Here is a 13,060-nt window from a genome sequence, read left to right as displayed (position 1 = left end):
TACGCGTACCCAGAAACGGCTACGGCCGGACCCGCACGAGGCGGATCCGGCCGTAGGCCGGCGGTGTCAGACCTCGACGACCGTCGGCATGATCATCGGGCGACGACGGTACGCGTCGTTGACCCAGCGGCCGACGGTGCGCCGCACGATCTGCTGAAGCTGGTGCGGGTCGGTGATCCCGTCACCCGCCGCGCGGTTGAGCGCCTCGGTGACCAGCGGGATGGCCGGGTCGAAGGCGGAGGGGTCCTCGGAGAAGCCCTTCGCCGAGACCGTCGGCCCGCCGACGACCTTGCCGGTGACCGAGTCGACCACGACGGTGACGGCGATGAAACCGCCGTCGCCGAGGATGCGCCGCTCGGTCAGCAGCGACTCGCTGACGTCGCCCACGGCGAGCCCGTCGACATAGACGTAGCGGCTCTTGACGTGGCCGACGACGCTGGCGCGCCCCTCGACCAGGTCGACGACGTCGCCGTCCTCGCAGAGCACCACCCGGTCGGGGGCCACGCCGGACTCGATGCCGAGCCGGGCGTGGGCGCGCAGGTGCCGCCACTCGCCGTGCACCGGCATCAGGTTGCTCGGCCGGACCACGTTGAGCAGATAGAGCAGCTCACCCGCCGGGGCGTGCCCGGAGACGTGCACCTTCGCGACCTCCTTGTGCACCACGTTCGCGCCGGCGCGGGCGAGCCGGTTGATCACGCGGTACACGGAGGTCTCGTTGCCCGGCACCAGCGAGCTGGCCAGCACGACCGTGTCGCCGGGGGCGATGGTGATGTGCCGGTGGTCGCCGCTTGCCATCCGGCCCAGGGCGCTCATCGGCTCACCCTGCGAACCGGTCGACATCAGCACGATCTCGTTCGGCGGCAGCGCGGTCGCCTCGTCGAGGCCGACGACCATGCCCGCCGGGATGTTGAGCAGCCCGAGGTCCCGGGCGATGCCCATGTTTCGCACCATCGAACGCCCGATCAGGGCGACCTTGCGGCCGTGCTCCGCGGCGGAGTCGAAAACCTGCTGCACGCGGTGCACGTGCGAGGCGAAGGAGGCGACGATGATCCGTCCGGTCGCCTTCGCGAAGATCGCGTCGAGGACCGGTCCGATCTCCTTCTCCGGGGTGACGTAGCCGGGAATCTCGGCGTTGGTCGAGTCCGACAGGAGCAGGTCCACACCCTCGGCGCCGAGCCGGGCGAAACCGGCCAGGTCGGTGATGCGCCCGTCCAGCGGCAGCTGGTCCATCTTGAAGTCACCGGTGTGCAGCACCAGCCCGGCCGGGGTGCGGATGGCGACCGCCATCGCGTCCGGGATCGAGTGGTTGACCGCGAAGAACTCGCACTCGAACGGGCCGAGCTGCTCGCGGTCGCCCTCACGCACCGTCAACGTGTACGGCTTGATCCGCCGCTCGGCGAGCTTCGCCTCGACCAGGGCGAGGGTGAACTGCGAACCGACCAGCGGGATGTCCTTCTTGTGCGCCAGCAGGTACGGCACCGCGCCGATGTGGTCCTCGTGCCCGTGGGTCAGCACGATCGCCTGGACGTCGTCGAGCCGGTCCAGGATCGGACCGAAGTCCGGCAGGATCAGGTCGACACCGGGCTGTTCGACGTCGGGGAAGAGCACCCCGCAGTCGACGATGAGCAGCTTGCCGTCGTACTCGAAGACCGTCATGTTGCGGCCGATCGCACCGAGACCGCCGAGCGGAATGATCCGCAGGCCGCCCTCGGGAAGCGGGGGTGGCAGCTCCGCCTCGTTGTGTGCCGCTGTCATGCCACCACCTCTACTTTCCCTTTGAACGCCGCGCGAGCGCGGCCGAATTTCCCATCGAACGCCGCGCGAACGCGGCCATCTGTCTTACGGGCCGCGCGAACACGGCCGCCTGTCTTACGGGCCGCGTACACACGGCCCTCTGTGCTGCCGGCCGGCGCCAGGAGGGCGCGACCGGGCGTCTGCGCCGGGTGCCGCAACCTCACCCGGGCAGGTCCAGCCCGGCTGCCGCGAAGTCGAGGCGCAGCTGGGCGATCTCGTCCTCGGTCGCCGGCACCAGCGGGGAGCGCACCGGCCCGGCCGGCAGGCCGAGCGCGGTCAGGCCCGCCTTGACCAGGATGACACCCTGGGTGCGGAAGATCCCCGTGTAGAGCGGCAGCAGCTGCCGGTGCAGGGCCAGCGCGGTGGCGATGTCACCGGCCTCGTACGCCTCGATCATGCGCTTGGTGCCGGGACCGGTGAAGTGCGTGGAGGTGCCGACCATGCCGACCGCGCCGACGGCCAGCGCCGGCAGGGTGGTGGCGTCGTCGCCGCAGTAGATTGCCAGATCGGTCCGGCTGGTCACCCAGGAGGTGGCGATCAGATCGACCTTGGCGTCCTTGACGGCGACGATGCGCTCGTGCTCGGCGAGGCGGACCAGGGTCTCGGTGGCGATCGGCACACCCGAGCGGTGCGGGATGTCGTAGAGCATCACCGGCAGCGCGGTGGCATCGGCGACCGCGGTGAAGTGCCGGACCAGCCCCGCCTGCGGCGGCTTGTTGTAGTACGGCGTGACCACCAGCAGCCCGTGCGCGCCGGCCTTCTCGGCGGTCGCGGCGAGCTCGATGGTGTGCCGGGTGTCGTTGGTGCCGACCCCCGCAATGATCTTTGCGCGGTCACCGACGGCCTCGACGACCGTACGGAGCAGTTGCTCCTTCTCGGCGTCGGTGGTGGTCGGGGATTCCCCGGTGGTGCCACTGATCACCAGCGCGTCGTTGTGCTGCTCGTCGACAAGGTGCGTCGCCAGCCGGGCGACGCCGTCGAGGTCCAGCGAGCCGTCCGCCGCGAACGGCGTCACCATCGCGGTGATGAGGCGTCCGAAGGGCATCGGCGCCCCGGAGTGCGGGGCGACAGGGTGCGCTTGCGTCATGCTGACAACCTAGCGGACGCGGAGACCACCGCCACCGGCGAAGGGCTCAGGACTGCGCCGCATGCGGACTGGCGGCGATCTCGGTGCCGTCGGGCAGCGCCGAGATGGTGAAGTCGGCGAAGACGTTCGGCGCGACCCGCTGCAGCTGACGCAGGCACTCCACCGCCAGCTCACGGATCTCGACATCGGCGGCCTCGGTGGCTCGCATGGCGATGAAGTGCCGCCAGGCGCGGTAGTTGCCGGTGACCACGATGCGCGTCTCGGTGGCGTTGGGCAGCACCGCCCGGGCTGCCTGGCGGGCCTGCTTGCGCCGCAGCGTCGGGTTCGGCTCGTCGGCGAAGCGCTGCTCAAGCCCTTCGAGCAGGTCGTTGTAGGCCTGCACGCTCGCCTCGGCGGCGGCGACGAAACGCTTGTGCAGCTCCGGGTCGGCGGCGATCACCGCCGGCTCGACCATCGCCGCGTCCCGCTCGGGGACATAGCGCTGGGACAACTGCGAGTACGAAAAGTGCCGGTGCCGGATCAACTCGTGCGTGAAGGAGCGGGAGACCCCGGTGAAGTAGAAGGTGACACTGCCGTGCTCCAGCACCGACAGGTGCCCCACCTCGAGGATGTGGGCCAGATAGCCGGCGTTGGTGGCGGTGGCCGGGTTCGGCTTCTTCCAGCTCTGGTAACAGGCCCGCCCGGCGAACTCGGCGAGCGCCTGCCCACCATCGGCGTCGGTCGACCACGGCACCTCGTCCGGGGCCTCGAAGTGGGTCCACGCGATCAGCTTCACCTGCGGCTGCACCATGTCCGGCATTCCTGGGACTGTAGTTGCCTGCTCCCCCGCCACCCAAACCACCCGCCGCGCAGGAGGGGTGGACTACACCTGAAACAGCGTGAAGGGTTCCCAGGGCAGGTTGCGCACCACCGTGAAGACGCCCCAGGCGGCCAGGAAGAGCCCCAGCACCTTCGGCGACAGTTGCAGCTGCGGCAGGCGCCACCCGAAGGCCGTACGGCCGGCCCAGGCGACGTACATGTAGATCAGGAACGGCACCGCGAAGACGAAGAGCAGGTGGTGCCGGGCGGCCGCGCCGAGATCGCCGTGCAGCAGATACCAGGCGGCGCGGGTGCCGCCGCAACCCGGACAGGTGAAGCCGGTGGTGAGCTTCAGCAGGCACGAGGGGCGAGCGTCGGCGCTGCTCTGCGTCGGGTCGGCGACGAGGGTGTACGCGACTGCGGCGCCGATGCAGCCGAGCGCGGCCAACGGCACCGCCCAGCGCGGTGCGCGGTCGTAGAGCCGGGCGACGAAGAGACTGAACCGGTCCGGCTGCGGCGCCTGATAGACCGCCGCCCAGGCGGCCGGATCACCGGGCTGACCGCCCTGCGCCCCCGCCGGGTACGGGTACCCCTCCGGCCCAGGGTGCGGCGCATGAGCGAACTGCGGCGCGGCCTCCCCCGGCTCCCGCACCGCCGGCCCCGCCTGCGGTACGGCGTGCGCGGGCTCCGGCGCGGCCTGCTCGGGCTGCGGCCGGGCGTCCGGTCCACCCACGCTCGTCATGTCAACCCCACTCGTGTCGATCAGCGGTCTCACGGTACACCGGAGACGCCCGCCAGCGCGGCGGCCAGCGGGGCCGCCAGGTCACCGGCGGCCGGCGCCGCCACCTCGGCCAGGCCGAGCCAGCCGGCGAGGCGGCGCAGCTCGGCGGCGAGCGCCACCGCCGTCTCCCCCGCCTCGGCGCCCGGCTCGATCCAGGCGGCCGGCACCAGCAGCCGTCCGGCCCGCCGGTCGGCCTTGAGGTCGACCCGGGCGGTGAACCGGTCGCCCTGCAGGAAGGGCAGCACGTAGTAGCCGTACAGCCGCTTCGGCGCCGGCACGTAGATCTCGATGCGGTAGCTGAAGCCGAAGAGCTCCTCGACGCGCCGCCGCTGCCACATCAGCGGGTCGAAAGGGCTGATCAGGGTGGCGCGCCCGACGGCGCGGGGCAGTTTGACGTCGGCGTGCCGCCAGGCGGGACGGGGCCGGCCGGCGACGGTCACCGGAATCAGCACCCCTGCCTCGACCAGTTCGGTCACGGCGGGGACGACCACCCCCTTCGGCAGCCGGAAGTAGTCCCGCAGCTCCGGCTCGGCCGCCACCCCGAGCGCCCGCGCCGCGATCTCCACCAACCCCCGGTACGCCTCGGCGTCCGACGGGGTCGCCGCGTCGAGCACGCGGGCCGGCAGCACCCGCTCGGGCAGGTCGTAACGGCGGGCGAAGGAGGCGGTCCGGTCGGCGGCGGTCACCTCCCCGGACCAGAAGAGGTACTCCAGCGCCCGTTTGACGTTCGACCAGTTCCAGCCCCAGTTGCCGGTGGTCCGCGGAGCGTCGTCCTCGATCTCGGCGGCGGTCAGCGGCCCCCGGTCGGCCACCTCGTCGCGCACCCGCGCCACCAGCTCCGGCTGCTCGGTGGCGATGTGGCGCATCTGGCCCCAGGCGGCGGTCCGGGCCGCCTCCATCCGCCAGCGCAGCAGCGGGTGCAGGTCGACCGGGATCAGCGATGCCTCGTGCCCCCAGTACTCGAAGAGCTCCCGGGGCGCCCGGTAGGCGGCGTCGTCGAGCAGCGCCGTCGGGTACGGCCCGAGCCGGCTGTAGAGCGGCAGGTAGTGCGCGCGTTGAAGCACGCTGACCGAGTCCATCTGCAGCAGACCGGTGCGGGCCAGGACCCGGCGCAGGTGCCGCCGGTCGGCCGTGCCACCCACCGGGCGGTCGGCGAAGCCCTGGGCGGCGAGCGCCAGCCGGCGCGCCTCGGCGAGAGAGAGTGAATCGATCACCGTCATGAAGCGGCACGGTAGCCCAGCGGTACGACATCGCCCATCCGGCGCCGCCGCAACGCCACTCGGCCCGCGCGACGCCCCCGGGGCCCGCCCGGCGGGGACGCTGGACCGGAACCCGGGCGCGGGATAGAACGAACGCATGCCCACCATCCGGCCCGAGACCCCCGACGACGCCGAGGCGATCGCCCGCGTGCACGTACGCGCCTGGCAGGGCGGGTACGCCGGGCTGATCCCCGCCGAGGTGCTGAGCCGGCTCAACCCGGCCGCCTGGGCGCAGCGCCGCCGCGACATGGGCACCGCCGACCCCGAACAGCCCTTCACCACCCTCGTCGTCACCGACGACGCGGGCATCGCCGGCTTCGTCACCTTCGGGCCGTACCGCGTGGACCAGAACCGCGACGACCTCGACGAGCGGTACGGCGAGATCGTGAGCATGTACGTCGACCCCGGGGCCTGGGGCCGGGGCCTCGGCACGGCGCTGATGGGGGCGGCCTGCACCGCGCTCACCGCCCGGGGCTGGAGCCAGCTGCGGCTCTGGGTGCTCGCCGGCAACGTCCGGGCCCGCCGCTTCTATGAACGCGCCGGGCTCGCCGTCGACGGCGAGCAGAGCACCTACGAGGTGCGGTGGACCTCCGAGGCGACCCCGGTCGGGCTGCCCGAGCTGAGGTACTGCGGTTCCCTGGACCGGATCGGTAGCGCCAGCAGCAGCGCGATGCTGATCCAGATGTAGAAGTTGCTCCCGACGAAGCCGAGCACGCCGGAGAAGTCCCGCTCCCAGATCCAGACGAACCGGCTGATCAGGAAGGCGTACGCGACGACGGCGAAGGCGAGCAGTCCCCGTCGGCGGCGGCTGCCCGCGGGGGCGCGGAAGGCGTTGTCGACCAGCAGCAGCAGCCCCGGGATCAGCCAGACCAGGTGGTGCACCCAGGTCACCGGGCTCACCAGGCACATCACCACACCGGTCAGGGCCAGCCCGGTCGCCTCGTCGCCGGCCGCCACCGCGGCCCGGCTGCGCCACCACCAGACGGCGACGGTGAGGGCCACCAGTGCCAGCCAGGCCAGGGTGCTGGGGTCCTCGGGGCTGAGCCGGGCCACCACGCCGCGCAGCGACTGATTGGAGACGAAGGAGAGGTCACCGACCCGGTCGGTGTTCCAGAGCGCCTGCGTCCAGTACTCCCGGGATGCGTTCGGAAAGATCGCCGCGGCGAGCACCGCGGTCCCGGCGGTGGTCAGGATCGCCGTCGCCGCGGCCCGCCAGCGCCGGGTGATCAGCAGGTAGACGATGAAGATGCCCGGGGTCAGCTTGATCGAGGTCGCCAGGCCGACACCCACTCCGGCCCAGCGGCTGCCGCGGCTGACGAGAAAGAGCAGGTCCACCGCGACCAGGAAGAGCAGCAGCGTGTTGACCTGGCCGAAGTTGACCGTCTCACGCATCGGCTCGAAGGCCGCGGCGAGGCAGCAGACCAGCGCGAAGGCGTACCAGCGGGTCCAGCCCTGCCGGCGCGACACCGGGTCCAGCAGCCACCAGATCAGCAGCCCGCTGGTCACCACGGCGGCGGCCACGCTGACCACGATCGCCGCGTGCCAGGGCAGTGGCGCCATCGGCAGCATCACCAGCGCCGCGAAGGGCGGATAGGTGAAGCCGTACGTGGTGTTGCCCCGCAGCCAGTCGTAGAGCTCGCCGTGGCCGTAGGCCCAGTGCCGCAGTGCGCCGTAGTAGATCTGCAGGTCGAAGAAGCCGTGCCGGATCGCGGCCCAGGAGAGGAACCACGCGACCAACGCCGCCAGCCCCAGCACGATCAGCACCTGCCAGGTGGTCCGCCGCGTACCCTGCACTCCTGCCGCCTCTCCCACCTTGCGTAGGCTCACGCCTCATGGCACTCGGGTACGTCCGGCCGGCGCGCGTCGAAGACGCCGGCGAGATCGCGCGCATCCAGTTGGCGACCTGGCGGGTCGCCTACCGTCGAATCCTGCCCCGACACGTGCTCGACAACTTGGACGAGGCGTGGATGACCCGGCAGTGGACCGAAGCCGTGCGGAATCCCCCGTCACCCAGACACCGGGTGCTGGTCGCCGTCGAGCAGGCCGAACAATCGTATCTGGTGGGTTTCGTCGCATCGGGTCCGGCCGACGCGGAGGCACTGGCCCCGGAAGAGCCTGCTGAGGCGCTGGGGGCGGCGACGGTATCGATCACCGACCTGCTGGTGGAGCCGCGCTGGGGCCGGCGCGGGCACGGCAGCCGGCTGCTCGCCGCGGCCGTGGACCTCTGGCGGGAGGACGGCTTCGACACCGCGCTGGCCTGGGCGTTCGAGGCCGACGAGGCGACCCGCAAGTTCCTCACCGGCACCGGCTGGGAGCCCGACGGCGCGGCCCGCGCGCTGGACGTCGAGGACATGCTGGTGCCGCAGCTACGGCTGCACGTCGCCCTGGCGGCGACCGAAGACGACCAGTAAGCCGCACCGGCGCGGACCACAGCGCCGTCCCGGCCGGGTCATCGTGACCACAGATGACGTCCGGCCGGGAGCGGCGAGGCTCAGTCGAGCAGTGCGTCCAGGCCGATGGTCAGCCCCGGACGACGGCGTACCTCCCGGACGGCGAGCAGCACGCCCGGCATGAACGACGCCCGGTCGTACGAGTCGTGCCGGATGGTCAGCGTCTCTCCGGTGGTGCCGAAGAGGACCTCCTGGTGCGCGACCAGGCCAGTGGCGCGTACGGCGTGCACGCGTACCCCGTCGATGTCGGCGCCCCGGGCCCCGGCGACCTCGCTGGTCGTGGCGTCCGGCGGGGCGTCCAGCCCGGCCTCCGCACGGGCCTGCGCGATCAGTCGCGCGGTGTGCGTGGCGGTGCCGCTGGGAGCGTCGAGCTTGCGCGGGTGGTGCTGCTCGATGATCTCGACCGACTCGAAGTGCCGGGCTGCCCGGGCGGCGAACTGCATCATCAGCACCGCGCCGATGCCGAAGTTGGGGGCGATCACCACGCCGACGCCGGGCTTGGCCGCCAGCCAGTTGCGGACGCGGTCAAGCCGCTGCTCGGTGAAGCCACTGGTCCCGACGACCACGCTGATGCCCTGGTCGATGCACCAGTGCAGGTTGTCCATGACGGTGTCCGGAGTGGTGAAGTCGACCATCACCTCCGCGCCGGCGTCGGCGGCGTTGAACAACCAGTCACCCTGGTCGATCATTGCCACGAGTTCGAGGTCCGGCGCGGCGTCGACCGCTCTGCAGACCTCCTGGCCCATGCGTCCGCGCGCGCCCAGTACGCCCACCCGGAGCACTTCGGCCGGGGTCTTTTCCTGCTCATCGCTCACGGCCCACAACCTATCCCAGCCGGATGACGCGCACCCCGAGGGTGCACAGACCGCCCAGCCTGTCGGACAACCCACCCCCGCCGCGGAGCGCGGCGAGAGCGCGAGAGCCGGCCCAGGGTCAGGCGGTGGGGAAGGTGTCGTTCCTGTCGAAGGGGCCGACCACGGCCAGCGACATGGGGCGGGTCAGCAGCTCCGCGGCCACCCGGTTGACCTCGTCGGCGGTGACGGCGTCCACCCGGGCCAGCAGCTCGTCGACGGAGAGCAGATCGTCGTAGAGCAGCTCCCCCTTGGCCAGCCGGCTCATCCGCGAACCGGTGTCCTCCAGCCCGAGCACGAATGAACCCTTCGTCATGCCCCGGCCCCGGGAGAGCTCCTCGTCGGTGATCCCGTCGGCGGCCAGCCGGGCCAGTTCGGCGCGGATCAGGTCCAGCACCTCGTGCACCTTGCCCGGAGCGCAGCCGGCGTAGACACCGAAGTGCCCGCTGTCGGCGTACTGGCTGGCGTAGGAGTAGACCGAGTAGGCCAGGCCGCGGCGTTCCCGGATCTCCTGGAAGAGCCGGCTGGACATGCCGCCGCCGAGGATGTTGTTCATGACGCCGAGCGCGAAGCGCCGGTCGTCGAAGCGGTCGATCGCCGGGCAGCCGAGCACGACGTGCGCCTGCTCGGTCTCCTTCGGCTCGACCACCGTGTTCGCCTTGCGGGTGCGTACCCGCGCTCCGGCCGGACGGTGCGAGGCCGGCTGCGCCGGCGCGGTGTCCAGCGGGCCGCCGGCGAGCGCCTGACGGATGCCGCGGACGACCTCGGCGTGGTCGAGGTTGCCGGCGACCGCGATGACGATCGACGGCGCGGTGTAGCGGCGGCGGTAGAAGCCGTGGATCTGCCGCCGGGTCATCGGCGTGATGGTCTCCTCGGTACCGGAGATCAGCCGGCCCAGCGGGTGGTTGTCGCCGTAGATGGCCCGGACGATGAGGTCGTGGACCTCGTCACCGGGCTCGTCGTCGTGCATGGCGATCTCTTCGAGGATGACGCCCCGCTCGGTCTCCACATCGGCCGGGTCGAGCACCGAGTTGGCGACCAGGTCGCACATCACGTCGATCGCCAACGGCAGATCCTGGTCGAGCACCCGCGCGTAGTAGCAGGTGTACTCCTTGGTGGTGAAGGCGTTGGTCTCGCCGCCCACCGCCTCGATCTGCGCGGAGATGTCCATCGCGCTGCGCTTCGGCGTGCCCTTGAAGAGCAGGTGCTCAAGGAAGTGCGAGACGCCCGAGAGCGGGCCCGTCTCGTCCCGGGACCCCACACCCACCCAGACGCCGAAGGAGACGCTGCGCATCGCCGGAATCGCCTCGGTGATGATGCGCAGCCCGCTGGGGAGCACGGTACGGCGTACCGTGCCGCCCAGCGGATCGTCACTGATGGTGCGGGTGACCGCCCGGGCGGGGATGTTCTCCCCACCCGAGCGGCCACGGTGCAGCAGGAATGGCGGTCGTGTCGCCCGATTCAAAGGACCCGTCACTCCCAGTGCGCAGTCTCGACTTGTAGGGATCGGATGGCTCAGCTGTGGCGGTTGCGCCGACGACGCGGCTCGCCGCCCTCGCCGCCTTCGCCACCCTCGCCGCCACGGCTCGGTCCGCCCTCGCCGCGCTCACGGTCGCCGCGGTCACGCGGACCCCGGTCGCCACGGTCACGGCCGGCCGGCCGCTCGCCACCGGCCGCCTCGGCCGGGGCCTCCTCGCCCTCCGGGCGGACCTTGTCGAGGTAGATCTTGCCGCGGGCGTCGATGTCCGCGATCTGCACCTCGACCTTGTCGCCGACGTTGAGGAAGTCCTCGACCTTGTCGACCCGCTTGCCGTCGCCCACCTTGGAGATGTGCAGCAGACCGTCACGGCCCGGCAGGAGGGCGATGAACGCACCGAAGGCGGCCGTCTTGACGACGGTGCCGAGGTACTTCTCGCCGATCTTCGGCAGGGTCGGGTTGGCGATGGCGTTGATCCGCTCCACCGCCGCCTCGGCCGACGGGCCGTTGGTGGCGCCGACGTAGATCGTGCCGTCGTCCTCGATGGAGATGTCGGCGCCGGTCTCGTCCTGGATGGCGTTGATGGTCTGGCCCTTCGGGCCGATCACCATGCCGATCTTGTCCACCGGGATCTTGACGGTGGTGACCCGCGGCGCGTACTCCGACATGGCGGCCGGTGCGTCGATGGCCGACTGCATGACGCCCAGGATCGTCTGGCGCGCCTCGAACGCCTGCTGCAGCGCGGCAGCCAGCACGTCCGTGGGGATGCCGTTGAGCTTGGTGTCCAGCTGCAGGGCGGTGACGAACTCGGACGTGCCGGCGACCTTGAAGTCCATGTCACCGAAGGCGTCCTCGGCACCGAGGATGTCGGTCAGCGAGACGTACTCGGTCTTGCCGTCGACCTCGTCGGAGATCAGGCCCATCGCGATGCCAGCGACCGGCGCCTTCAGCGGCACACCCGCGGAGAGCAGCGCCAGCGTCGAGGCGCAGACCGAGCCCATCGAGGTGGAGCCGTTGGAGCCGAGCGCCTCGGAGACCTGCCGGATGGCGTACGGGAACTCCTCGCGGCTGGGCAGCACCGGGATCAGTGCCCGCTCCGCCAGCGCGCCGTGGCCGATCTCGCGGCGCTTCGGCGAACCGACGCGGCCGGTCTCACCGGTGGAGTACGGCGGGAAGTTGTAGTTGTGCATGTAGCGCTTGGACTTCTCCGGGGAGAGGGTGTCCAGCGACTGCTCCATGCGCAGCATGTTCAGGGTGGTGACGCCCATGATCTGGGTCTCGCCACGCTCGAAGATGGCCGAGCCGTGCACCCGGGGCAGCACGCCGATCTCGGCGATCAGCGGGCGGATGTCGCGCGGGCCGCGGCCGTCCATGCGGACCTGCTCGCGCAGGACCCGGTTGCGGACCTCGGACTTGGTCAGCGACCGGAACGCGGCGCTGACCTCCTTGTCGCGACCCTCGAACCGCTCGGCGAGCTGCTCCTTGACCCGGTCCTTGATCCGGTCCAGGGAGTCCTCGCGGTCGGCCTTGCCGGCGATCTTGATGGCCTCGGCGACCTCGCCGCGGGCGATCTCGGCCACGGCGTCGTAGACGTCGTCCTGGTAGTCCAGGAAGACCGGGAAGTCGGCGACCGGCTTCGCGGCGATCTCGGCCAGCTCGGCCTGGGCGCGGCACAGCTCGCGGATGGCGGGCTTGGCGGCCTCGAGGCCACCGGCCACGACCTCCTCGGTCGGGGCGGGAGCGCCACCGGCGACGAGCGCGACGGTGTTCTCGGTCGCCTCGGCCTCGACCATCATGATCGCGACGTCACCGTCGGGCAGGACCCGGCCGGCGACGACCATGTCGAAGGTCGCCCGGGAGAGCTCCTCGTGGGTCGGGAACGCCACCCACTGGCCGTCGACGTGACCCATCCGGGTCGCGCCGATCGGGCCCGAGAAGGGCAGCCCGGAGAGCTTGGTCGACATCGAGGCGGCGTTGATCGCGACGACGTCGTAGGGGTGCTGCGGGTCGAGCGCGAGGATGGTCTCGACGACCTGGACCTCGTTGCGCAGGCCCTTGACGAACGACGGGCGCAGCGGCCGGTCGATCAGCCGGCAGGTGAGGATGGCGTCCTCGCTGGGACGGCCCTCACGGCGGAAGAACGAGCCGGGGATGCGGCCCGCGGCGTACATCCGCTCCTCGACGTCGACGGTCAGCGGGAAGAAGTCGAAGTGCTCCTTCGGCTGCTTGCTCGCCGTGGTCGCGGAGAGGACGACAGTCTCGCCCAGCTGGGCGACGACGGAGCCGGCGGCCTGACGCGCGAGGCGGCCGGTGGAGAAGGTGATCTCACGGGTGCCGAAGGCGCCGTTGTCGATCACCGCGGTGCGGGACTGCGTGCCGAGTGTGGTCTCGGGCATAAAGATGTACTCCTCTGGTCGCGGGTGCGCGACGTGGGAGCTGTCCAGACGGCCGGTCTTCGATCGAAGCGCCCGGGGCGGTCGGCGTGTGCGCCGGTTGGTGCCCGGGGGCCACTACCGGAGACCGGTGCGCTGAGCGGCTTCCTGTCGGAGGTCGCGCGGACCCA

General features: G+C 71.4%; 11 protein-coding genes. 2 read left to right on the top strand and 9 right to left on the bottom strand.

Annotation, left to right across the window (positions count from 1 at the left end; all coding sequences use genetic code 11):
- Positions 1 to 66: 66 nt before the first annotated feature.
- The 5 genes from ACK8GG_RS10500 to ACK8GG_RS10480 all read right to left on the bottom strand — a co-directional run bounded on the left by ACK8GG_RS10500 (position 67) and on the right by ACK8GG_RS10480 (position 5,680).
- Positions 67 to 1,755: a ribonuclease J gene (locus tag ACK8GG_RS10500; RefSeq protein ID WP_440350022.1), complete on the bottom strand. Its 1,689-nt coding sequence runs from the start codon at positions 1,753 to 1,755 to the stop codon at positions 67 to 69.
- Between the two features lie 199 nt (positions 1,756 to 1,954).
- On the bottom strand, positions 1,955 to 2,881 hold the full coding sequence (gene dapA, locus ACK8GG_RS10495; protein ID WP_440353499.1) for a 4-hydroxy-tetrahydrodipicolinate synthase: 927 nt from the start codon (positions 2,879 to 2,881) through the stop codon (positions 1,955 to 1,957).
- A 46-nt stretch (positions 2,882 to 2,927) separates the two neighbouring features.
- Positions 2,928 to 3,671, bottom strand: a complete 744-nt coding sequence (gene thyX / locus ACK8GG_RS10490) for an FAD-dependent thymidylate synthase (RefSeq protein WP_440350315.1) — start codon at positions 3,669 to 3,671, stop codon at positions 2,928 to 2,930.
- 72 nt (positions 3,672 to 3,743) lie between these two features.
- The gene (locus ACK8GG_RS10485) at positions 3,744 to 4,421 is read right to left on the bottom strand and encodes a DUF2752 domain-containing protein (RefSeq protein ID WP_440353498.1); all 678 of its coding nucleotides are present in this window, start codon (positions 4,419 to 4,421) and stop codon (positions 3,744 to 3,746) included.
- Positions 4,422 to 4,450: 29 nt separating this feature from the next.
- The gene (locus tag ACK8GG_RS10480; RefSeq protein WP_440350019.1) at positions 4,451 to 5,680 is read right to left on the bottom strand and encodes a winged helix-turn-helix domain-containing protein; all 1,230 of its coding nucleotides are present in this window, start codon (positions 5,678 to 5,680) and stop codon (positions 4,451 to 4,453) included.
- Positions 5,681 to 5,816: 136 nt separating this feature from the next.
- Between ACK8GG_RS10480 and ACK8GG_RS10475 the strand changes: the two genes are divergently transcribed.
- On the top strand, positions 5,817 to 6,407 hold the full coding sequence (locus tag ACK8GG_RS10475) for a GNAT family N-acetyltransferase (protein WP_440353497.1): 591 nt from the start codon (positions 5,817 to 5,819) through the stop codon (positions 6,405 to 6,407).
- Here ACK8GG_RS10475 and ACK8GG_RS10470 read toward each other — a convergent pair.
- Positions 6,290 to 7,531, bottom strand: coding sequence for a glycosyltransferase 87 family protein (locus tag ACK8GG_RS10470; RefSeq protein WP_440350314.1), 1,242 nt, complete (start codon positions 7,529 to 7,531; stop codon positions 6,290 to 6,292). The genes ACK8GG_RS10475 and ACK8GG_RS10470 overlap by 118 nt on opposite strands.
- 20 nt (positions 7,532 to 7,551) lie before the next feature.
- On the opposite strand from ACK8GG_RS10470, the gene ACK8GG_RS10465 reads away from it, so the two are divergent.
- On the top strand, positions 7,552 to 8,130 hold the full coding sequence (locus tag ACK8GG_RS10465; RefSeq protein WP_440353496.1) for a GNAT family N-acetyltransferase: 579 nt from the start codon (positions 7,552 to 7,554) through the stop codon (positions 8,128 to 8,130).
- Between the two features lie 80 nt (positions 8,131 to 8,210).
- Here ACK8GG_RS10465 and dapB read toward each other — a convergent pair whose 3' ends face one another.
- The 3 genes from dapB to ACK8GG_RS10450 all read right to left on the bottom strand — a co-directional run bounded on the left by dapB (position 8,211) and on the right by ACK8GG_RS10450 (position 12,893).
- Entirely contained in the window at positions 8,211 to 8,984 is a 774-nt protein-coding gene (gene dapB, locus ACK8GG_RS10460; RefSeq protein WP_440350016.1) for a 4-hydroxy-tetrahydrodipicolinate reductase, read from the bottom strand.
- 118 nt (positions 8,985 to 9,102) lie between these two features.
- Positions 9,103 to 10,458: a M16 family metallopeptidase gene (locus ACK8GG_RS10455; RefSeq protein ID WP_440350313.1), complete on the bottom strand. Its 1,356-nt coding sequence runs from the start codon at positions 10,456 to 10,458 to the stop codon at positions 9,103 to 9,105.
- A 77-nt stretch (positions 10,459 to 10,535) separates the two neighbouring features.
- A complete protein-coding gene (locus ACK8GG_RS10450) occupies positions 10,536 to 12,893 on the bottom strand; it encodes a polyribonucleotide nucleotidyltransferase (RefSeq protein WP_440350015.1) in 2,358 nt (785 codons plus the stop codon).
- Positions 12,894 to 13,060 lie beyond the last annotated feature (167 nt).

Source organism: Melissospora conviva, assembly GCF_049523535.1.
In the GTDB taxonomy this organism is placed as follows: Bacteria; Actinomycetota; Actinomycetes; order Mycobacteriales; family Micromonosporaceae; genus Melissospora; species Melissospora conviva.
The sequence above is the reverse complement of the archived record's forward strand: the minus strand, read 5'-3'. Positions and strand labels throughout refer to the sequence as shown.

Coding starts and splice junctions, on each gene's coding strand:
- ACK8GG_RS10500 (WP_440350022.1), bottom strand. CDS start 1,755: ATGACAGCGGCACACAACGAGGCGGAGCTGCCACCCCCGCTTCCCGAG.
- dapA (WP_440353499.1), bottom strand. CDS start 2,881: ATGACGCAAGCGCACCCTGTCGCCCCGCACTCCGGGGCGCCGATGCCC.
- thyX (WP_440350315.1), bottom strand. CDS start 3,671: ATGGTGCAGCCGCAGGTGAAGCTGATCGCGTGGACCCACTTCGAGGCC.
- ACK8GG_RS10485 (WP_440353498.1), bottom strand. CDS start 4,421: ATGACGAGCGTGGGTGGACCGGACGCCCGGCCGCAGCCCGAGCAGGCC.
- ACK8GG_RS10480 (WP_440350019.1), bottom strand. CDS start 5,680: ATGACGGTGATCGATTCACTCTCTCTCGCCGAGGCGCGCCGGCTGGCG.
- ACK8GG_RS10475 (WP_440353497.1), top strand. CDS start 5,817: ATGCCCACCATCCGGCCCGAGACCCCCGACGACGCCGAGGCGATCGCC.
- ACK8GG_RS10465 (WP_440353496.1), top strand. CDS start 7,552: ATGGCACTCGGGTACGTCCGGCCGGCGCGCGTCGAAGACGCCGGCGAG.
- ACK8GG_RS10450 (WP_440350015.1), bottom strand. CDS start 12,893: ATGCCCGAGACCACACTCGGCACGCAGTCCCGCACCGCGGTGATCGAC.